Consider the following 19,425-nt stretch of genomic DNA (forward strand, 5'->3'; position numbering starts at 1 on the left):
GCTCGGGCTTAAGCCCTCCCGGCGGTCTCAGGCCGGCGCCACAGTGGCCGACTTTTGCTCCGCCCCGTGGCCGGTTTTTACTCCGCCGTTGACACAATCGATGATGAACTTACAACGGCGATCCGTCAGTCGGGGATGTCAGAAGGGGCAAGGTCATCGAGCGTCTGGAGGCATCCGCACAGGCGTTCATGCAGCCGGATATGAATAATTGTCTGACCAACCTTCGCATAGCGCTGGAGACAATAGCGCGATCCATCAGCCATGACCTTGGCGGCGACGAGGTCCAGTCGAAGAAATGGGGTAGCGCGTTACGCTCGCTGGTCGAGCTCGGCGTCCTTGACGTCCACAAGGAAGCCACACTTGCCAATGTCTATACCTTTATCAGCTCGGGGGCACATCGCACGGTCGGCTTGACGGAAGCTGAATATATCCGCCTCGGACGGCAGCTTGCCTTGTCGCTCAGCTATTTTCTCGTCAAGACTTTCAACGGCGCCCGCCAAGCGTAGCTGACCCGGGCCCGGTAGAAATAAAAGGATTTCCATAAAGGGTCATCGCGAGATAACGGCTGGGATCGTAAGATGTAGCTTCGCCGACCACCTGATTGGCGAGATAACAGCAATCGATCAACGAGCATCCGGATCGGAAAGGTGGCAGAAAGGCTCTCAGCCAGGGGCGCGCAATGAAGACCGGCACTGGCCATGGTGGCGCGATCACGGCTTGCGTGCCCCTGGCAAGCAGACGGCGCGCCAGACCGATCCCCGCTCCGCTCTCAGGATCCGGATCGACCCTGCCGCCTGAGCACACGAACAGGATGACCAGACGTGAGCGACGTGTCAGATCGGCAATTTTTGAAACGCTGGTGCCACGGTGGTCATCGTTGGTGAAAGAGCGGGAATAGCGGTTCGCAGTGGCAAGCCCCCCGTGACCGGCGATGATTCCGGCTTCCGCCTGAGTGAGCGAGATGGAAGGTTCGGGCGAAGGATCGATGGCAATGTCATGGCTTGTAAGCACATCGGCGAGATTTTCGCGCAACAGTCTCAGCGGTGCCGCATCGTCGTCTGTCTAGGGAATCCACGCGCGAACAATCCCGTTCCCAGGCACATCGCGACTGCGGTTCGCCATCAACCAGTTGAGGGATGGCGTAACGGCGAGGCGATGGTCGCGACCGGCAAATTGCCCATCGATCTCGAGGATGTTGGGAGGAACACGCATCAGTTTTCCGGTCGGCACGATCAGCGTTCGGTCGGGCAGGGACGTCAATCCCAACCCGCTGAGCGAAGCGACGAACGTCTCGCTGTCGACATAGGCATATTCATGGGGATAGGTCATCGACCACCGATCAAGGGAACCCGATGAAAAAACCTCCGGCATCTCGACGTGGATCATGGGGTGTGGCGAGCCGGTGACGTCGAAGAGCTCGAGTTGCAACCGTATCTCCCCGCCCACCAGACATCTCCGCAGATTGACAGCGATCGAGCAGCAAACGGATTTCACGCCTTCGAGTTTCCGGCAATTAGGGCGATAGAGCGCTCAACGAGCGTCAATTGCCCGCTTATATGCAATGATCGACGGTGACGTCTTTGCCCCTGATATGCGGGCGCGAGTTGGCGGAAGTCCTTGCGCCAGCGTGATATGTGGTGAGGCGAGGGCTAAAGTCCCTGTACCAGCAAGAATTGCTCTGCGAGTAAATTCCATGTTGTCCTCTAACAAAATGGCTCTCAATGAAGAAACTGCGTGAATTACTAAGTCGCTATCAGCGACGCCGCACTTTCTGAGATGTACACATTGTGGAGACGCCAAAGATAAAGCCTCTGAACGCACCAATTCTATATGCAACTCCAAGTAAGTAGTTGGAACGTTTACTAAGATACAGTTGCAAACACCCATTAGCAGTTGGTTAAGAAAATCGCAGGTTGCCATTCATGCCGTGTCAGAGAGCGATGGTTATCGCACCAAATCGAGCACGAACAGAGATCGCTTTCCTATCCATGATAAGGACATTATCATCGATATTCCGTGTGATGCTCTCCCAGGAATTGCCGGGTCGCGAGTTCGTATCCGTTCAAGAGCCCGGACGGGCACTTTAGGCTGGTTTACAGCCCGAACCGTTTGCGCATTTCCCCAGCCTTTGCCCATTCTTCGCCAGGCATCCGGTCGATAAGTTCCTTCATCACCTTTGCAAATGCGGCCCTAAGAGTTTCTTCGGTCAGAGCTTTGGCGAGATCCGACGGAAGCAGTGGGGCCATGTCGATGAAGAAGCCCGGATTGACGAGCTTCTGGAACATCCGCTGCTGCGCTTCGGCCCTGGAAATTGATACCTCCGCTCTATCAAGGTAGAGCAGGAAACACTCGACGGTCCTGGCCGAGTTCAGCCCCTCGAACACATCGAGCGCGTGATCCAGGTCGAACAGATCACGACCCTTGTTGCGCTGAAGCAAGGCCCGTAGTTTGGTCGCCAGCATTTCTTCCCGCGAGAAAGTCGGGATTGCAGCCTCGCCGGCGAACCACGGATTTTCGACAGTAAACGGAATCTCGACGGGTGGATCGTAAGCTTCCCGTTCACGCGTGTTGATTTCGATCTTGAGCTTGATCGGACCAGGGGAATCCCTGTCTTCGGCTTCGACGGCGTATTTGAGCTTCGGCGCGACAGGGCTTTGATCGAATCGCGGCTTTCCCAGCCAAGGATCAAGAACGTCCTGCAGATGCTCCAGTAACGGGCGGATAGGACCGGCAGTCGTCCGCACAAGGTCGATGTCTTCCGAATAGCGCAACGGCTTCGGGAAGTGCAGCTTGTTGAGTGCAGTGCCGCCGCGGAAGCGCAGTTCGTTGCGCAGGTACGGATCGGAGAAAATGGCGACAATCGCGCGGCTAATGATGAGATCCTGCTCGACTTGCCGTTGGCTTGCCCATGGCACCACACCATTCCAGGCGGTGATGTAGTCCTGCGGTATCATTCGTCGACCTCCGGCGGCCGGCGAACGATCACACGCCATCGTTCATCGCGTTCGGATGGCGGCGGCGAGAAATCTGGATCTCCCGCCTGCTTGGGATCGAGTTCGACCCATGGAAGCGGCCCACGTAGAGATAGCGCTGCGAACATCGCTTCCGCTATCTGCGAGTACCCCAGCCTTCCAAGCAGGTGCCCGAGGCGTTGGGCGACCGCTTTCTCGAAAGCACCCGACAGGGAAGCAAGCTTCTCGGATTGCAGCCGTTCGGCAAGTTCGGAAAATATCGTCGCAATATTGTCCAGACCAGCCCCGGAATGCGGATAGCGTACCAGGTCGAGTGCCGTCAGTTCCGGTGAAGACAGCTTCATATATCCCGAAGGCGTCTTGCGGTCTTCGATTCCCGTCGATACCGCTCCCATATCCTTGCGAAATGAGAAGACGATACGCGTTCTCCCAGCCGCAATATCGGGCATGAGTTTGTTCGTAACGACCTGAAATACCATAGCAGCCTGGTGGGAGGCGCCATGGGCGGCGGCAGCCGTCAGCAATCCCACATAGTAGGGTCGCTTTTCGTGGCGCATCAGGGCGTCGATGTACCACTCCGGCGGCGGCGCTCCCATGACGGCGTGCTGAGGCGGCACAACCACATAGAAGCCGCGACGGGGCCGGATAAGCTGGCCGCGCCGCTGCAAGCGCTCGGCAGCGTCAAGGAAAGCGCCCCGGCTAATGCCGATTTCTTGCTGCGCTTCATCCGCAGAGAAGACTCCCCGGCCGGTAGCGAGCAGACCGGATGTGTAGGAAGACAGCGTTGATCGTCCGGTTTGCATCATATCTCTTTATCCGCTTTTCACGCGGAAAACTCAATACGATGCCTTTACCGAATCATTCATGGAAATCCGCCATTATTGCGGAAAAACCAATATGATTCTTTGAGCGGCTACCACCGTGCAAGCTATCAAGGGAGACGATCGCTGCTATTTCTCGAACTTTCACCGTTCAAATGCTTCACCTAGCCGTGCCATTGCGAGCAGCGGATGACGCTGCAAAAGTTGCCGCGATGGAAGTGGTTCCTTGTCGGCGGTCGGCATCACGCCGGCAACCTGGGTGGAGGAAGCCCGCGTGAGCGCGGCGCGTCACCTTCTTGAGCAAGGGAGCGAGGCACCCAAGCAGGTCGCGGCGCATTGCGGGTTCGCCGACGCCGACGTGCTGCGTCGGGCGTTCGTTCGCCACGTCGGGGTCACGCCGGCAGAATATCGAAAACGGTTCGCAACTATCTCGGAATGACTTGCCGACAACGGACCTTGAAAATGGTGCATTTCTGTCGAGCCGGCTCTGACCTTTTGAAACAAGTCTCTGTCTCTCATCAGAAGGTCACTGTAAGCCGGGGAAATGGAGATGCGATGAAGCGCACCAGCTTCCCCTAATCGAGTACACTTCTTGACGAGGTATGTCCGTTACCGTCACTCGCTTGCCTGCAGCGACGGCATCGCCAGCGCGGAATATGATTCCATTGCGGCCGACAGAAGCTCATCGCGTTCGCGCAGGCCCTTGTTAAAGAGCCTGGCAACCAAGACCGTCAGCCTTCCGACAGCAGCCGCGTCATGCAAAACACCTTTGGTGCGCGCGATCTCCTTCACGACGCTCGCGCACAGACGCGCATCTTCTCTCGATGGCAAATTTGTCAAGGTGATAAATCCTGTGAAGTTGCCCGTCCGCACCGGCGGACGGGCAACCGTTTTTACTTTAGAAGTCCATGCCGGCGCCAGCCGGCAGCGCCGGAGCGGACTCCTTCTTGGGCTTCTCGGCGATCATGGCTTCCGTCGTCACCAGAAGACCGGCGACGGAGGCCGCATCCTGGAGCGCGGTACGGACGACCTTGGCCGGATCGATGACGCCCTGAGCATAAAGGTCGCCGTATTCGCTGGTCTGGGCATTCCAGCCATAGGAGAAGTCAGCCTTCTCGCGCAGCTTGCCGACGATGACGGAGCCTTCGGCGCCAGCATTCTCGGCGATCTGACGGACCGGAGCCTCGATCGCACGGCGAACGATCTCGATACCGACCTTCTGGTCCTGGTTGGCGGCGTCGAGATTATCGAGCGCCTTGACGGCACGGAGCAGCGCGACGCCGCCGCCCGGCAGGATGCCTTCCTCCACGGCTGCACGGGTCGCATGCAGCGCATCGTCGACGCGATCCTTCTTCTCTTTCACCTCAACTTCCGTCGAGCCGCCGACGCGAATGACAGCAACGCCGCCGGCAAGCTTGGCGAGACGCTCCTGGAGTTTCTCACGGTCGTAATCGGATGTGGTCTCCTCGATCTGGGCGCGGATTTGCGCAACGCGGCCATCGATTTCCGCCTTGGAACCGACGCCGTCGATAATGGTGGTGTTTTCCTTCTCGATCGCCACCTTCTTGGCCCGGCCGAGCATGTTGAGCGTAACCGACTCGAGCTTGATGCCGAGGTCTTCTGAGATGACCGTGCCGCCAGTGAGGATGGCGATATCTTCCAGCATGGCCTTGCGGCGGTCGCCGAAGCCCGGAGCCTTGACGGCAGCGATCTTCAGGCCGCCGCGCAGCTTGTTGACGACGAGCGTGGCAAGCGCTTCGCCTTCGACGTCCTCGGCGATGATAATGAGCGGCTTGCCGGACTGCACGACAGCTTCGAGAACCGGCAGCATCGTCTGCAGGTTCGACAGCTTCTTCTCATGGATCAGGATGTAGGGATCTTCGAGCTCGACCCGCATCTTATCCTGGTTGGTGACGAAGTAGGGGCTGAGGTAGCCGCGGTCGAACTGCATGCCTTCGACGACTTCGAGTTCGGTTTCAGCGGTCTTGGCTTCTTCAACTGTGATGACGCCTTCGTTGCCGACCTTTTCCATGGCTTCGGCGAGATAACGGCCGATCTCGGAATCGCCATTGGCCGAGATGGTGCCGACCTGGGCGATCTCGGAATTGCTGGTGATCTTGCGGGCGTTCGTCTTCAATTCCTTGACGACGGCGTCGACGGCAAGATCGATACCGCGCTTCAGGTCCATCGGGTTCATGCCGGAGGCGACGGCCTTGGCGCCTTCCTTGACGATCGCCTGAGCAAGCACGGTCGCGGTGGTCGTGCCGTCGCCGGCAAGGTCGTTGGTTTTGGACGCGACTTCGCGCAGCATCTGCGCGCCCATGTTCTCGAACTTGTCTTCGAGCTCGATTTCCTTGGCGACGGAAACGCCGTCCTTGGTGATGCGCGGCGCGCCGAAGGACTTGTCGATCACGACGTTACGACCCTTTGGTCCCAAGGTGACTTTCACGGCATTGGAGAGCACATCGACCCCACGCAGCATGCGTTCACGGGCTTCGCTGTGGAATTTGACTTCTTTTGCAGCCATTTCTTTAACTCCTCAATAGGCAGCTATCTGACTGATGGGTTGGATGGACTGGTACCGCCTCAGGCGGCCTTTTTCTGCTCGGCCTGGGCTTCGATGATGCCCATGACATCGCTTTCCTTCATGATCAGCAGGTCTTCGCCGTTGATCTTGATCTCGGTGCCGGACCATTTGCCGAACAGGATGCGATCGCCGGCCTTGACGTCGAGCGGCTGGATCTGGCCGGCCTCGTTGCGCGCACCCGGACCCACGGCGATCACCTCGCCTTCCTGCGGCTTTTCCTTGGCGGTATCGGGAATGATGATGCCACCTTTGGTCTTTTCTTCGGATTCGACCCGGCGGACGAGAATGCGATCATGAAGCGGTCGGAACGACATGTTTTCCTCCGTTGAGCAAAAAAAGATGACGTTGATCCCTGGCCGGACCGGATGACCAGTCCGGGCGGGTGCGAACCTCCAATGAGCGTTCGCGGCAAAAGATTTATTTTCGGGATTTTTCGATTTCAAGAGGGTCAAACGAAAAATTAGCACTCACCGGGAGCGGCTACTAACATGCTGTAAAGGAACCATAAAGTCGCGTCCGGCGTTCAAAAATCCGTTGATGACAGCTCGATTTTTCGTCACCATCGCTTTGTCATGAAACGGAGATGAAGCATGCAATTCTCATCGGATCTGGAACGGCAACTGAACGGCTACGGCCTCACCACCGCACACATCCTCTACCGCATTCCCGATTTTGAATCCGTGCTGCAGACCTATGTCTGGCAGGATTACGATCTGGCTCCCGATTTTCCCGAGATGCACAAGTTCCTGGACTTCTGGAAGGCCAGCCTCGATGGCCCGCTGCATTCCGTGCGCTATACCCATCAGCGTCTGATCGGACCCAACGAATGGCGTCGTGTCGAAGGCGAGTTCAAGCTCCACTGAGGTCTTGAAACAGAAATTTTCCCTTCCTAGGTCTCTCGCTGCCGAGGCTTGATGAGCTCGGTCAGCATTGCACGTCTGTTCGGAGTGAGAGCGAAATGGAAGAGAAGATCAAGATTATCAAGGACCTGAGCATCGAGGAACGGGAAGAGGTCTTTGCCGATATCGCGCGTGTCTTGGAGGGGACTGCCCGCGAGGCCTTTGTCGAAGGCAACCGCCACTTTGCCGCGCTGTCGGCCAACATGGCGCAGGCAATTCGCGTCAATGCCGACGAGCTCGCGCGCGACGAAATGGCGAATGCCGAGCGGGTGCTGTTGCAGGCGACGGCCGTGATCTCCCAGTTCAATGCTGCCCATCCCTACCGGATGATGAGCCACGCTATTCACTAGATTGTCTCCAGCAGCTCCTTTTCTCGTCAAGACGAGGGCCTATCTGAAGGCCAGCCGAGGTGGAAACACTCCCGAAGAAACGGAGGAAGCTCACATGAAACTGGAGGAAATCACCGCGATCCTCGGACCAACCGACGAGCCTCTCGTCGCCGCGATCAACCAGACCGGGGCATCGGCAGGCGAACTCGCGGAGGCCTGGGCATGGCTGAACGCCGACGAGGCACTGGTCAATGAAGGGCGTTCTTTGCCCTCGGGTAAGGTGGCCGATCTCGTTGGTATCCTTGAGGCCGCCGATCTGATCGACGAGGAATGAGTTCCTGGCGCCCCTGCAGGTCCGACCGCCGGATATCCGGCGATCTCTGGCCAGGATCAAGATCAAGTATAACGCCGTGTCTTTGGAACGGAACCGAGCATGGCTGCTCGCGTTTCCTGCAAGCAATTCTGGGCACAACAGGCTGAGCGATATGGACCAGAAAATGAGAGACGACGAGACCTGGGTGAAGCGATTTTCCAGCAGGGCGCTGGACAGGGCGCATGTCCAGCGCCTGCAGTCACTCCCGGCGTTCGAAGTCCCATCCGCACTCAACGCGAGTTCGGACGCTTTTGGAAACGCTCACGCAAGCCGAGGCGCAGCAGACCGGCAGATGATCCGACTGCCCCGAACCTCAATTCGCTCGCAACGATTTCAGAGCCTTGCTCCATTTTGCAAGCTCATCGACCGTGAGCTTGAGGCCGTCAATGACCGGCTGCTCGGGCACGAATATCTTTTCCTCGTTGATGAACTTTGAAAAGAAGGGCACAGGTACGGTCTGCGGGATTGCCATCATATTGAGATTGCCGATCAGCTGCCGCAGTTCCTGCGTGGCGCGCAGACCGCCAGAGATACCGCCATAGCTGACAATGCCGGCCGCTTTGTAATGCCACTCGACCGAGAGGAACTGCAGAGCGTTCACCAGAGCCGCCGAGGTGAAATAATCGTATTCGGGCGTGACGAAGAGAAAGGCGTCGGCCGGACCGATCGCTGCGCTCCAACGCTTCGTGTGCTCGTGCTCGTATTGCTGCAGGCGCGGGTGCTTCGGTTCGTCGAGGAGCGGCAGATTGAATTCAGCCAGATCCAGCAGGTCGACGTCGAAGGCGCCATGCGAGACCGCTTCGCTGTAGGCCCATTTGGCAACTGGTACGCCGGCACGGCCGGATCTCGTGCTGCCGATGATCACACTAAGCTTGGTCGTCATGCCTGAACTCCTGTTCTTTATCATCTGGTGCTCCCGCAGCATCCTCTGGTGCTCCCGCAGCCGTATCCAAGCTAGGGCCGAATTTGTCGGCACAAAAGCCCTGCGGCGGCGTTAGGGCTGAAAAAGGAGTCCGACATGACGAACACCAAGCTGACCGTGCATTCGAAGACGCCGGCGGTCTAGAGATCTCCGTTCAATAATCTCGAGGCGGCGTCTACAGGCGGCCGCTCCGAGAAGTAAACATTAATGAGCGTGGTGCTCGGCGTTCCGCTTGCGGGTGGCCGCAGCCTTCTTTGCAGAGGCGGAGCGATCCGCAGCCGATCGCGAGGCAGCAGCCTTGCCGCCCTTTTTGCCGCCTTTATGCGCCGCCGGATGGCCAGTGTGCTTGCCCTGGCCGGAGGCGCCGGCTTTCTTGCCGCCGCCGTCGGCCTTGTTGACGGTCGCCCAGGCCCGGCGTTCAGCCTCTTTCTCCGAGACGCCACGATCCTCATAGCTTTCGGCGATGTGGTCTGCCTTGCGTTCCTGCTTGTCGGTGTATTTCGATTTGTCACCGCGGGGCATGACGCTTTCTCCTTGGTTTGATCATCAAAAACGAACGAACGCTCTTATTGTTAGTTCCACCGTGGCGAGATCGCAGGAACAAACATCCGGAAGCCGCGTTCGCGAATTGGCACTGTCCAATCCATCCCAAACAAAATTCGGTGTTATGATGAGCGAACAAGACTCCTTGAAAGACCCCCGCAAACTTTATCCAGCACCGCCGTTCCCCGACCAGCCGCAACCGGCTCCCGGCCTGGCGCGGAAGATGGACCCGACCCCTGACCATGGCGAGAAGAGCTATCGAGGTTCCGGCAAGCTCGCCGGCCGCAAGGCCCTGGTCACAGGGGGCGATTCCGGTATTGGTCGTGCTGCCGCGATCGCCTTTGCCCGCGAAGGTTCTGATGTCGCGATCGCCTATCTCCCGGATGAGGAAGCCGACGCCAAAGAGGTGATCGACCTGATCGAGGCGGAGGGTCGCAAGGCGATTGCCCTGCCGGGCGACATCAAGGAGGAGGCGTGGTGCCGGGAACTGGTCAAGAAGACCGTGTCCGGTCTCGGCGGTCTCGACATTCTGGTCATCAATGCCGGCCGGCAGCAGTACCATGAGAAGATCGAGGAGCTGTCGACCGACGACTTCGACAAGACCATGAAGACTAACCTCTATGCGCTGCATTGGATTGCCCAGGCAGCAGTTCCCCATATGCCAGCAGGCTCGGCTGTGATCACCACCGCGTCGATCCAGGCCTATCAGCCGTCGCCGATCCTGCTCGACTATGCCACCACCAAGGCCGGTATCGTCGCCTACACCAAGGCGCTCGCCAAGCAGTTGATCGAGCGCGGCATCCGGGCGAATGTCGTGGCGCCTGGCCCGGTCTGGACAGTGTTGCAGCCGAGCGGTGGCCAGCCGGACGAGAAGGTGAAGAACTTTGGCAAGGACAGCGACTTCGGACGTCCCGGGCAGCCTGTCGAACTGGCCCCGGTGTTCGTTCTTCTGGCCTCGCAGGAGGCAAGTTTCATCAATGGCGAGGTCTACGGCGTCACAGGCGGCAAGGGCGTCGCATAATCAACCCGCGGATTGAACATCTCTCTCGCCGATCTTGCTCATGCGCGTGCGAAGTTCGTAGCGGATGCCAGCCGGATCGGCGGTTAACTTGGCCTCGCCCGCGAAGTCCTGCGGCAATACAGCCTCGATAATGCGAGAGCCAAAGCCCCTGCGGGTCGGGGCGACCACCGGCGGTCCACCGGACTCGATCCATGTCAGCCGGAACTCATCCTCGGAACTTGGCCGGCCGACACGCCAGTCGACCCGCACCACGCCGGAGGCGTTGGACAATGCGCCGTACTTGACGGCGTTGGTCGAGAGCTCATGTAGAGCCAGACTCAAGGTCAGAGCCTGTTTCGACGACAGCATCACCGGAGGACCGCTTATGTGGAAGCGTTCTTCGGATAGCTTGAAGGGCGCGGTCGTCCCCTGCACCACATCGGTGATGTTGGCTTCGGCGGTACTTGCGCGCGTCAGCAGGGACTGTGCCTGCGCCATGGCCTGTATCCGCTCTTGAAGCGCCGAGCGCGCCTCCGAGTCGGACTCTGTCGCTCGAAGGGTCTGGCTGACGATGGCGGAGATGACCGCCAGAGTATTCTTGATCCGATGCTCCAGCTCAGCATTCAGCAGGCTGGCCTGGCGACGTGCTTCGACCGTCCCGGTGGTCTCTATCACAGTGTCCATGAATCCCCTGATAAAGCCGCCTTCGTCGCGGATCGGACTGTAGCAGAAGGTGAAATAGGCTTGTTCCGGATAGCCGTGGCGATCGACCACGAGCGGAAAGTCTTCAATGAACGTCGCCTCGCCGGCACGGGCGCGGGCTGCGATCGGCCCGATCTCTTCCCACGCTTCACTCCAGACGTCGCTGAATGGTCGTCCGAGAGCCGGCGGTTTGTCGCCGAGGATCGGCAGGAATGCATCGTTATGGATCGTGATCAGCTCCGGTCCCCAAACGATACACTTCGGGAATGTCGAATTGAGCATCATGCCGACTGCGATTTTAAGCGAGGGCGGCCAAGTCTCGAGAGGACCGAGCACGCTGGCGTGCCAATCGTAGGCGCGGACCGATTTTGCCATTTCGCCGCCGCCATCAAGGAAATGCACTGAACCAGCCAATCGAACACTCCTCCGGACTGACCGCGATACTGTCCGGCCTGCCGACAGGGAATCCGTCAGTTGTGTTGTCCCACACCCGCTCCCCAATGTCTGACAGCTTCGCTGAACGCTCCTAAGATAGGCTTTAGGAGCATCAATGCAATTGCTGGCGACCGATCAACGGGCCGCGGTTTTCCAAGTCGTTTCCAAATGAATAAAGTCCGCAAAATCAACGGCGTCGTGGATCAATGAACCTCCTCCAGAGTTTTGGTGACAAGACTGTATCTGTTTGGTGAGGAGTTTCATGCCTGCCGCCCCCAGCGTGCTCGTGGTCGAGGATGAAGCATTGCTCCGGTTGGACATCGTCGATTCTCTCGAGGAGGATGGTTTCCGTGTGCTGGGCACCGGCGATTCAGACGAGGCCATCGCGATGCTGGAGTCCCATCAACCGATCGATCTGATGTTCACCGATGTGGAAATGCCGGGACAGCTGGATGGTCTTGCGCTCGCCAAGCTGGTAGCAGCCCGATGGCCGACGACGCGCATCATCGTCACTTCCGGCCGGCGCGTCGTAGAGATCACCGACATTCCCGACGGCACGGTCTTCTTTTCGAAGCCTTATGTGCATGAAGAGGTCATCAAAGAGATGCGGGAGATGCTGGCTTTGCCCGGATCATAGCCGTCAGGCGTCGATATCGAAGTTCTCCCGAAGGGGCCAGCCGTCAGAGAAGCAACGTTTCTCTGCGTCTTCATTCTTCCATGTTGCCTTACGGAAGAAGGCGGTACCGTCGGGAAGCCAACTCGCTGGCAGATCGACAAGGGTAAGTCTCATAGCCTCAGTGCCGGCCGATCACTGGTCAACAGCTGGCGCGACCGGAAGTGCCGCGCCAGCTTGTTGCTATTTTGTCGATCACCAGGTCTGGCGACCATACCAGTCGTCGACGTCCGTCTTGACGCGATCCTTCTCGACGCCGTAACGTTCCTGGATCTTGCCTTCGAGCTGATCGCGCTTGCCGGCGATCTGGTCGAGATCGTCGTCGGTGAGCTTGCCCCACTGCTCCTTGATCTTGCCCTTGACCTGCTTCCAGTTTCCTTCGACGCGATTCCAGTCCATATGATTTCCTCCGTAAGAACTGGACGGATAACGCTCTGCCGGTGCAGTTTGTTCAAGAATCGCCACAACGAGCGCGGCGCGACGGATGCGTTCGATGGCTCGTTCGCGGGTAACCGTCGTTTGAATCCTGAGAGGGGAAGGGTATCGAATGCCGACCGGCAAAGTAAAATGGTTCAGCGTCAGCAAGGGTTATGGCTTCATCAAGCCCGACGATGGAAGCCCCGATATCTTCCTTCATCTCTCGAAAGTGCAGGAGGCGAAACTCCCCACCCTGGAAGCCGGCACCACGCTTCAATATTCGATCGGCTCCCGGAATGGAAAAGCCTTCGCGGAGGGCCTGTCGATCGTTGCGAAACCAGCGACGTCTGATCGATCGGGATCCGATTTCGAGACGGAGTTCGAGAAGGAATGGGGTCTGCGGCGGCGATAGGACGACCTATTGCGTCAACTGCGCTCTTGCCGCTCTGCCGGCGGGGGTCAACTGAAGAACGGGACGGTCGTCTAGGACGTTTTCGACGACGAGATCCATCTGTAAAAGGCCCCTGACGAGCTTTTCCGAAAGGCGCCTGTCGCCGATGACCCATCCGAGCGTCACCTTTCGTTGCCGCCGAAAAAAGACGATTGCGCTCAGCGCCTCCTGCTGTGCCTGCGTCAGCGTCTTCGGGAGATCCAGCGCTCGCGCGTCGTCGGGAGGTTCCACGGGTCTGTGGGCTGCCTGGCTTCTGATCATGAGCATCCCCTATTCTTCGATTTCCTCGACCTTGTCGTCCTGGGGATCCGGATCGCGGTCATAGGCGACTTGCAGCTTTGCAAGGACGTCCTGCAGCGTTTCGATCACGGTCACCGTGCCATGCCCCTGGCTCGCGAACTGATCGATAATGTCGGCGATGAGATCATCCAGCTGTTGAAAGAGACGCTCTGTACTGACTGGTCCTTCGGCCATGATCCGTTCCTTCCTACCACCGGATCATATGGTGGTATGGCGACGTTGTTGCCAGTCCTTGTAGGGTGCCAGAAGCTGACCGGGAAATCGATCCTCGATGGCTGTCTCCACGAGCGCGATCTTGGCGAAAACGTCACTGTCATCACGCTTTGCCGGCGGAACCGCCGCGCTCGCGCGTTCGAGCTCGTCCATCGTTCCGAACAGCTCGTCTTCCGTCATCGCTGCAAGGCGATCCGTGAATTCTCGGACATCAAAATCTCGGTCATCTGCCATCGGGCTTTTCCTCCTCGCCGCTTGATGCTCGTTCGCCTGGTCTCATTCCCGAACAGGAAATGACCTACTGATCATCCAGTTCAATCCACACCGGCGCGTGATCGCTGGTGTGCTCCCAGGCGCGTGCGAACTTGTCGACGCCGCAGCTTTGCAGCCGTTCGCGTAGCGACGGGCTGAGCAGAAAGTGGTCGATGCGCAGCCCTGCGTCCCTTGCGAAGGCGTTGCGGAGATATTTCCAGAATGTGTAGATCCGTTCCTCCGGATGCAGCAACCGGATGGCATCTGTCCAGCCCAGGGCGATCAGCTCGGCATAGGCGGCCCGAACCTCCGGCCGGAAGAGCGCGTCGTCGCGCCAGCGTTCGGGCGCATAGACGTCGAGATCCGTCGGCATGACGTTGAAATCGCCAACGAGCGCCACCGGCACGTCCAGCTCGAACAACTCGGCGGCATAGGCATGCAGACGCTCGAACCAGCGGAGCTTGTAGTCGAATTTGGGGCCGGGCGCTGGATTGCCATTTGGCAGGTAGAGGCAGCCGACAACGATCCCGTCAATGGCCGCTTCGATGTAGCGGCTGTGACCGTCGTCCGGATCGCCGCGAAGGCCGCGCCGCGTTTCGCGGGGCTCCTGATCGCGCGCGAGGATGGCAACGCCATTCCAGGCTTTTTGACCGTGCCAGATCGCACCATACCCGGCGCGCTCGATCTCGCGGCGCGGGAATTTCTCATCTGGCGCCTTGAGCTCTTGGAGGCAGACGACGTCCGGCTGTGCCTCGTCGAGCCATCGCAGCAGCAGCTCGAGCCGGCCATTGATGCCGTTGACGTTGTAGGTAGCGAGCTTCACCGGAAGTTCCCGTCAGTGTTTGCGATCGCCCTTGTCGCCCTGACCGGGCTTGGCGTCATTCTTGGCATCGTGGCGGGCATCGGCTGACAGCGAACGGGAGACGTCGACCCTCTCCTTGAATTTGCCGTCCTTGTCGCGGCGGACGTAACGCTTGTCGGGACCGGTATCGATTAGCTCGCGTTTGCTCATGGCAGGACTCCTTTATGGTTGCTGAACAAGAAAACGCGCGTGTCGGGCAAAAGATGCATGGGAATCAGGACTCTACGGAGGACCCGCAAATCGGGCGGTCCAACTGGCTCTAAGTCCTTGAAAATTGATTCGTTTCGACTCGGAACAATTACATTCCGATTCGCTTGAATCGCATTGGTTGTGTCAGGAGTGCTGCGTCATGGTCGCCCCGCGTGCGAATTGGAAAGGCTTCATCGAGTTCGGAGAGGTGTCCTGTCCGGTGGCTCTTTACACCGCCGCCTCGTCGTCGGAGCGGATCGCCTTCAACACGCTGAACCGTAAGACCGGAAACCGCGTGAAGCGTGAGTTCGTCGACAGCGAGACTGGCGAGCCGGTCGAACGTGACGACCAGGTCAAGGGCTATGAGATCGAGAACGGCCAGTACATCATCCTTGAGCCGGACGAGGTGGCGGCCGCAGTCCCCGACAGCGACAAGACACTGAAGATCGATGCCTTCATTCCCTGCAACGAGATCGACGACGTCTATTTCGACAAGCCGTATTACCTGGCGCCCGACAAGATGGGCACCGAGGCCTTCGTGCTGTTGCGCGACGGGATGAAGACGGCGAAGGTCGCCGCCATTGCCCGCACCGTGCTTTTCCGCCGTGTTCGCACCGTTCTCATTAGGCCGCACGGCAAGGGACTGATCGCCACGACGCTCAACTTCGATTACGAGGTTCGCTCCTCGGAAGATGCCTTCGAGGAACTGCCGGATCTGAAGATCGAGGGCGAGATGCTGGAGCTCGCAGAGCACATCATCGGCACCAAGAAAGGAAGCTTCGATGCCAGCAGCTTTGACGATCGTTACGAAGCCGCCGTCGCCGAGCTGGTGAAGGCCAAGATCGAGGGCAGGGCGCTTCCGAAGAAGAAGGTGCCGCCGGCGTCGAAACCAAGCGATCTTCTCCAAGCACTCAGAGAGAGCGCCGGCATGGGTGGGAAGAAGGCGGAGCCGAAGCGGACGGCTGCCAATGCCAACAAGAGTACGTCTCGCCAGAAGGCCGCGAAGCCCGCAGCTGCCAAGACAAAGTCCGCGGCGTCATCCAAGTCTGCCGGGTCCGTGGCCCGCCGCGCCGGTTGATCGAAGGAAACCATGGCTGTTCGTCCCTATTGGAAAGGCTATCTCAAACTGTCGCTCGTCACCTGCCCGGTGCAGATGATGCCGGCGACCTCCGAGAACGAAAAGGTCCGCTTCCATACCCTCAATCGCGAAACCCAGAACCGCGTCGTCAGCCATTATGTCGACTCCGTCACCGGCAGGCAAGTGAAGGAGGAGGACGAGGTCAAAGGCTATCAGCGCGGCGAGAACGACTACATCATGCTCGAAGACGAGGAACTGGAGAACGTCGCGCTGGAAAGCACCAAGACCATCGACATCTCGACCTTCACACCGCGCGACAGCGTCGAATGGATCTGGTTGGATACGCCATACTATCTCTCGCCGAACGACCCGGTCGGTCAGGAAGCCTTCTCGGTGATCCGCGACGCGATGGACGCACAAAACATGGTCGGCATCTCGCGTCTGGTGATCTCGCGCCGCGAGCGCGCCGTCATGCTGGAGCCACGCGGCAAGGGTATCGTGCTCTGGACCTTGCGCTATGGGGATGAAGTGCGTGATGAGGATACCTATTTTGCGGGTATCGACGATGACGAGACCGCGGACAGCGACATGATGCCTTTGGTGCAGCAGCTCATCAAGAAACAGACCAAACATTGGGATGCCAAATTGGTCATCGATCCGGTGCAGGACCGGCTGCTCGATATCATCGCCGCCAAGAAAAAGGCGATGAAGAAGCCGGCGAAATCCAAAACGTCGACGTCATCGAAACCCGCACCCAGTAACGTCATCAATATCATGGACGCCCTGAAGAAGTCGGTCGCCGCCGAAACACGGACGAATAAATGAGACGACCCGCCAAGCCGCTCCTGCAGGACGACAGTCTTTCCGCGAAATCGCAGCCCAGCCGCAAACGCGATCCGGCGCAGCCAAATCTTCCCTTTGACGCGATGCCCGATCGTGTCGAGCCATGTCTGGCGCTGCTGAAGTCGGCGCCTCCGAGCGGGTCGGACTGGGCCTACGAGATCAAGTGGGATGGGTATCGGCTTGCCATCCACATCGAGCCGAAGGGTGTGCGGATCATCACCCGCGGCGGGCATGACTGGACACACCGATTTCCTGCGATCGGTGAGGCCGCCAGAAACCTGGGCGTCTCGACGGCTATCCTCGACGGTGAAGCTGTGGTGCTGAACAGCGAAGGCCGCTCCGATTTTGGTGCACTTCAGCGGTCCCTGGGAGGACGCGGCGGCAAGCGTGCCTCAACCGAAGCTGTGCTGTTCGTCTTCGACCTCCTCTACTTCGATGGTCACGATCTGACCCGGACCGAGCTGTCAGTCCGCCGCCACCTGCTGGAGGATCTGCTCGACCGCGCGGTCGGCGCCATCCAGCTGTCGGAGGAAGTGCGGGGCGACGGCGGGGAGCTTCTGGAGAATGCCCGCTCGCTTGGACTGGAAGGCATCATCGCCAAACACCGCGACAGCCCATATCGCTCCGGGCGGACCGGCGACTGGCTGAAGATCAAGTGCGTCCAGAGCGAGAGCTTCATGATCGTCGGTTACGAGCAGTCCGCCACCGCCCGAGGCGGAGTTGGCAGTTTGCTGCTCGCCGCCCGGCGCGGCCACGACTGGGTCTACGTCGGCGAAGTCGGCACGGGCTTCAAGGAAAAGGATGCCGTCTACCTGAAGAAGACGCTCGACAAGCTCAAGACGAAAACGCCGGTCGTGCCGCTGAAGGGCAAGAGCTACGTCTTCGCCCAGCCGACGCTGATCGCCGAGATCGAGTTCCGCGGCTGGACCGGTGACGGCAGTCTGCGGCACGCCTCGTACAAGGGCTTGCGTGAACTCCAGGACAACGCCGCGGTGTTCGATCTGAACGAAAGCGACATTCCTCGGACTTGATCCCGCGCTGCGTGCTCTTGCACGACGATCGCCACTCCGTTCAAGTCTCGCACCAGTCCGGCAGTCATCGAAACGTCAAGGCGTCTCAACACGCAGCCGCCGATGTCCGCAACGCGACCGGTCTTGATGTCCACGATGCTCCACGTCCCGTCGTCCTGCCGCCTGGCGATGTAGATCGGATCAGCCTTAATCATTGTCACCTCCCGAAGTAGAAGGGTTGATGATCTTTGGAAAGCAACGTGACCAATAATGGTTCCGCTGCGGTGCAGCATTTTGCGGACGTTTCCAATGCGACGCAATAACAGCCAGCAACTCGAATACATTCATCACCTCAGTGATAAGTCCAAGCTCGTTTTCGTGTCTAATCCTGAGGGTGTCCTGGGCCATATTCTTGGACGATACAAGGGCGTGGCATCACCACGCCAATCTTCAGAAGGATGAGGACAATGACCGAAGTGAAGCTCGACGATGCCGACGTAGGCGCTGCCGACGTGGATTACAAAAAGCAGCTTGGTGTCGATGACCGCGGACTTGTCGATACCGCCGTCAACGCCATCAAGGGGGGTGCGGGCAAGATCGCCGACAAGCTGGATCCGCTGACGGAGCAATATGCCGGTCTGTTCAAGACGGGTCTCAGAACGCCGGTCATCCGCAAGCCGACCGACTATGGCATGGCCTTCGAAGAGACCTGGTTCCCTTCGATGGACGGCGTGCCGCTCGAGGCATGGTTCATTCCCGCGGCATCAGATCGCCTGCTGATCATCAACCACCCGATGACTTGCAATCGCTACGGCTTCCCGGGCCATCTTCCCGAATACAACGGCTACTTCGGCGGGTTCGAGGTCAACTTCCTGCCTGAACTGCGACACCTCCACGACGCGGGCTACAACATCCTCACCTATGACCTTCGCAACTGCGGCCGAAGCGGACAGGGCAACGGCGGGATCAGCGGTCTTGGATTGCTCGAATGTCGCGACGTCGTCGGCTCGGTTCGCCACGCCAAGGCGCATCCGGTCATGGGTAAGATGCGCACCGGCCTGTTCAGCCGCTGCATGGGCGGCAACTCGACCATCATCGCGATGTCGAAATGGCCCGACGAGTTTCAGCACATCGAGGTCCTTGCCCTCCTGAATGTCGTGTCCGGGCCGACGTTCATCGAGTGTGGTGCCGACAACCTCGGCCTTGATCCCCACGAAGCCGCTAAACGGCTCGATCAGCGGTGCCGTGAGACGACCGGGTTCAGCCTGTTCGACTTCCGCCCGCAGGACTACGGAAAGGGGGTCACCGTTCCGACATTCATGGCGCAGCTCAGGCGCGACTTCCTCATCCATGGCGAGAAAGATGGCCAGGAGATCTTCGATTCACTTGCCACCGAACAGAAGGAACTTCTGTGGATCGAGCAATCGAACCAGCGCTTTTATGCCTACAATCACTTCGGTCAGCATCCTGAACGACTGGTAGGCTGGTTCGACAAGCATATGGGAACCGGTTCGACTCCGTCGCCGCGTGCTGCCGGTGTCTGAGACCTTGGAT

28 protein-coding genes are annotated in these 19,425 nt (G+C 59.0%); 12 read left to right on the forward strand and 16 right to left on the reverse strand.

Going from position 1 to position 19,425, the window contains the following annotated elements; genetic code table 11:
* Positions 1-188: 188 nt before the first annotated feature.
* Positions 189-506 carry a hypothetical protein gene (locus GGQ67_RS16845; protein ID WP_183901302.1) on the forward strand — a complete coding sequence of 106 codons (318 nt, stop codon included), beginning with the start codon at positions 189-191 and terminating at the stop codon, positions 504-506.
* Here the strand turns inward: GGQ67_RS16845 and GGQ67_RS16850 are convergent.
* The 4 genes from GGQ67_RS16850 to GGQ67_RS16865 all read right to left on the reverse strand — a co-directional run bounded on the left by GGQ67_RS16850 (position 484) and on the right by GGQ67_RS16865 (position 3,778).
* Complete coding sequence (locus GGQ67_RS16850) at positions 484-1,032, reverse strand: CHAT domain-containing protein (protein ID WP_183901303.1); 549 nt, start codon at positions 1,030-1,032, stop codon at positions 484-486. The genes GGQ67_RS16845 and GGQ67_RS16850 overlap by 23 nt on opposite strands.
* A 30-nt stretch (positions 1,033-1,062) precedes the next feature.
* Positions 1,063-1,428 carry a hypothetical protein gene (locus GGQ67_RS16855; RefSeq protein WP_183901304.1) on the reverse strand — a complete coding sequence of 122 codons (366 nt, stop codon included), beginning with the start codon at positions 1,426-1,428 and terminating at the stop codon, positions 1,063-1,065.
* 665 nt (positions 1,429-2,093) lie between these two features.
* A complete protein-coding gene (locus tag GGQ67_RS16860) occupies positions 2,094-2,954 on the reverse strand; it encodes a nucleotidyl transferase AbiEii/AbiGii toxin family protein (protein ID WP_183901305.1) in 861 nt (286 codons plus the stop codon).
* Positions 2,951-3,778: a type IV toxin-antitoxin system AbiEi family antitoxin domain-containing protein gene (locus GGQ67_RS16865; protein WP_183901306.1), complete on the reverse strand. Its 828-nt coding sequence runs from the start codon at positions 3,776-3,778 to the stop codon at positions 2,951-2,953. The genes GGQ67_RS16860 and GGQ67_RS16865 overlap by 4 nt, the downstream gene beginning before the upstream one ends.
* A 241-nt stretch (positions 3,779-4,019) precedes the next feature.
* On the opposite strand from GGQ67_RS16865, the gene GGQ67_RS16870 reads away from it, so the two are divergent.
* Positions 4,020-4,232, forward strand: a complete 213-nt coding sequence (locus tag GGQ67_RS16870) for a helix-turn-helix domain-containing protein (protein ID WP_183901307.1) — start codon at positions 4,020-4,022, stop codon at positions 4,230-4,232.
* A 176-nt stretch (positions 4,233-4,408) separates the two neighbouring features.
* On the opposite strand, the gene GGQ67_RS16875 is transcribed toward GGQ67_RS16870, so the two are convergent.
* From GGQ67_RS16875 to groES, 3 genes are all read right to left on the reverse strand, one after another.
* Complete coding sequence (locus GGQ67_RS16875; RefSeq protein ID WP_246400205.1) at positions 4,409-4,585, reverse strand: hypothetical protein; 177 nt, start codon at positions 4,583-4,585, stop codon at positions 4,409-4,411.
* 106 nt (positions 4,586-4,691) lie between these two features.
* Entirely contained in the window at positions 4,692-6,320 is a 1,629-nt protein-coding gene (gene groL, locus GGQ67_RS16880) for a chaperonin GroEL (protein ID WP_183901308.1), read from the reverse strand.
* Positions 6,321-6,379: 59 nt separating this feature from the next.
* Complete coding sequence (gene groES / locus GGQ67_RS16885; protein ID WP_183901309.1) at positions 6,380-6,694, reverse strand: co-chaperone GroES; 315 nt, start codon at positions 6,692-6,694, stop codon at positions 6,380-6,382.
* A gap of 276 nt (positions 6,695-6,970) precedes the next feature.
* Between groES and GGQ67_RS16890 the strand changes: the two genes are divergently transcribed.
* The 3 genes from GGQ67_RS16890 to GGQ67_RS16900 all read left to right on the forward strand — a co-directional run bounded on the left by GGQ67_RS16890 (position 6,971) and on the right by GGQ67_RS16900 (position 7,942).
* The gene (locus GGQ67_RS16890; protein ID WP_183901310.1) at positions 6,971-7,243 is read left to right on the forward strand and encodes an usg protein; all 273 of its coding nucleotides are present in this window, start codon (positions 6,971-6,973) and stop codon (positions 7,241-7,243) included.
* Between the two features lie 95 nt (positions 7,244-7,338).
* Entirely contained in the window at positions 7,339-7,629 is a 291-nt protein-coding gene (locus GGQ67_RS16895; RefSeq protein WP_183901311.1) for a hypothetical protein, read from the forward strand.
* Between the two features lie 94 nt (positions 7,630-7,723).
* Positions 7,724-7,942, forward strand: coding sequence for a hypothetical protein (locus tag GGQ67_RS16900; RefSeq protein ID WP_113371429.1), 219 nt, complete (start codon positions 7,724-7,726; stop codon positions 7,940-7,942).
* 352 nt (positions 7,943-8,294) lie between these two features.
* Here GGQ67_RS16900 and GGQ67_RS16905 read toward each other — a convergent pair whose 3' ends face one another.
* A complete protein-coding gene (locus GGQ67_RS16905; RefSeq protein ID WP_183901312.1) occupies positions 8,295-8,864 on the reverse strand; it encodes an NADPH-dependent FMN reductase in 570 nt (189 codons plus the stop codon).
* Between the two features lie 243 nt (positions 8,865-9,107).
* Positions 9,108-9,425 carry a plasmid stabilization protein gene (locus GGQ67_RS16910; RefSeq protein ID WP_183901313.1) on the reverse strand — a complete coding sequence of 106 codons (318 nt, stop codon included), beginning with the start codon at positions 9,423-9,425 and terminating at the stop codon, positions 9,108-9,110.
* A gap of 148 nt (positions 9,426-9,573) precedes the next feature.
* Between GGQ67_RS16910 and GGQ67_RS16915 the strand changes: the two genes are divergently transcribed.
* Positions 9,574-10,467, forward strand: coding sequence for an SDR family oxidoreductase (locus GGQ67_RS16915; RefSeq protein ID WP_183901314.1), 894 nt, complete (start codon positions 9,574-9,576; stop codon positions 10,465-10,467).
* Here the strand turns inward: GGQ67_RS16915 and GGQ67_RS16920 are convergent, their stop codons facing one another.
* Positions 10,468-11,562, reverse strand: a complete 1,095-nt coding sequence (locus GGQ67_RS16920; RefSeq protein WP_246400206.1) for a sensor histidine kinase — start codon at positions 11,560-11,562, stop codon at positions 10,468-10,470. It abuts the gene before it with no gap.
* A 283-nt stretch (positions 11,563-11,845) separates the two neighbouring features.
* Between GGQ67_RS16920 and GGQ67_RS16925 the strand changes: the two genes are divergently transcribed.
* Positions 11,846-12,220 (forward strand): response regulator, encoded by a 375-nt coding sequence (locus GGQ67_RS16925; RefSeq protein WP_113452559.1) that lies wholly within the window; start codon positions 11,846-11,848, stop codon positions 12,218-12,220.
* 231 nt (positions 12,221-12,451) lie between these two features.
* Here GGQ67_RS16925 and GGQ67_RS16930 read toward each other — a convergent pair whose 3' ends face one another.
* On the reverse strand, positions 12,452-12,655 hold the full coding sequence (locus GGQ67_RS16930; protein ID WP_113371421.1) for a CsbD family protein: 204 nt from the start codon (positions 12,653-12,655) through the stop codon (positions 12,452-12,454).
* 148 nt (positions 12,656-12,803) lie between these two features.
* Here GGQ67_RS16930 and GGQ67_RS16935 point away from each other — a divergent pair, with 148 nt between their 5' ends.
* The gene (locus GGQ67_RS16935; protein WP_183901315.1) at positions 12,804-13,085 is read left to right on the forward strand and encodes a cold shock domain-containing protein; all 282 of its coding nucleotides are present in this window, start codon (positions 12,804-12,806) and stop codon (positions 13,083-13,085) included.
* A 6-nt stretch (positions 13,086-13,091) separates the two neighbouring features.
* Here the strand turns inward: GGQ67_RS16935 and GGQ67_RS16940 are convergent, their stop codons facing one another.
* The 5 genes from GGQ67_RS16940 to GGQ67_RS16960 form a co-directional block, all read right to left on the reverse strand.
* On the reverse strand, positions 13,092-13,385 hold the full coding sequence (locus GGQ67_RS16940) for a hypothetical protein (RefSeq protein ID WP_246400207.1): 294 nt from the start codon (positions 13,383-13,385) through the stop codon (positions 13,092-13,094).
* Between the two features lie 9 nt (positions 13,386-13,394).
* Entirely contained in the window at positions 13,395-13,598 is a 204-nt protein-coding gene (locus GGQ67_RS16945; RefSeq protein ID WP_183901316.1) for a hypothetical protein, read from the reverse strand.
* Positions 13,599-13,622: 24 nt separating this feature from the next.
* The gene (locus GGQ67_RS16950) at positions 13,623-13,871 is read right to left on the reverse strand and encodes a hypothetical protein (protein WP_183901317.1); all 249 of its coding nucleotides are present in this window, start codon (positions 13,869-13,871) and stop codon (positions 13,623-13,625) included.
* A gap of 64 nt (positions 13,872-13,935) precedes the next feature.
* On the reverse strand, positions 13,936-14,712 hold the full coding sequence (xth, locus tag GGQ67_RS16955; protein WP_183901318.1) for an exodeoxyribonuclease III: 777 nt from the start codon (positions 14,710-14,712) through the stop codon (positions 13,936-13,938).
* A gap of 12 nt (positions 14,713-14,724) precedes the next feature.
* A complete protein-coding gene (locus GGQ67_RS16960) occupies positions 14,725-14,901 on the reverse strand; it encodes a hypothetical protein (RefSeq protein ID WP_183901319.1) in 177 nt (58 codons plus the stop codon).
* A gap of 199 nt (positions 14,902-15,100) precedes the next feature.
* On the opposite strand from GGQ67_RS16960, the gene ku (GGQ67_RS16965) reads away from it, so the two are divergent.
* The 4 genes from ku (GGQ67_RS16965) to GGQ67_RS16980 all read left to right on the forward strand — a co-directional run bounded on the left by ku (GGQ67_RS16965) (position 15,101) and on the right by GGQ67_RS16980 (position 19,415).
* The gene (ku, locus tag GGQ67_RS16965) at positions 15,101-16,018 is read left to right on the forward strand and encodes a non-homologous end joining protein Ku (protein WP_183901320.1); all 918 of its coding nucleotides are present in this window, start codon (positions 15,101-15,103) and stop codon (positions 16,016-16,018) included.
* A gap of 12 nt (positions 16,019-16,030) precedes the next feature.
* Positions 16,031-16,843 carry a non-homologous end joining protein Ku gene (gene ku, locus GGQ67_RS16970; protein WP_183901321.1) on the forward strand — a complete coding sequence of 271 codons (813 nt, stop codon included), beginning with the start codon at positions 16,031-16,033 and terminating at the stop codon, positions 16,841-16,843.
* Positions 16,840-17,892, forward strand: coding sequence for a non-homologous end-joining DNA ligase (gene ligD / locus GGQ67_RS16975; protein ID WP_183901322.1), 1,053 nt, complete (start codon positions 16,840-16,842; stop codon positions 17,890-17,892). The genes ku (GGQ67_RS16970) and ligD overlap by 4 nt, the downstream gene beginning before the upstream one ends.
* Positions 17,893-18,338: 446 nt before the next feature.
* Positions 18,339-19,415 (forward strand): alpha/beta hydrolase, encoded by a 1,077-nt coding sequence (locus tag GGQ67_RS16980; protein ID WP_183901323.1) that lies wholly within the window; start codon positions 18,339-18,341, stop codon positions 19,413-19,415.
* Positions 19,416-19,425: the final 10 nt, after the last annotated feature.

Source organism: Rhizobium metallidurans (assembly GCF_014196505.1).
GTDB classification, from domain to species: Bacteria; Pseudomonadota; Alphaproteobacteria; order Rhizobiales; family Rhizobiaceae; genus Rhizobium; species Rhizobium metallidurans.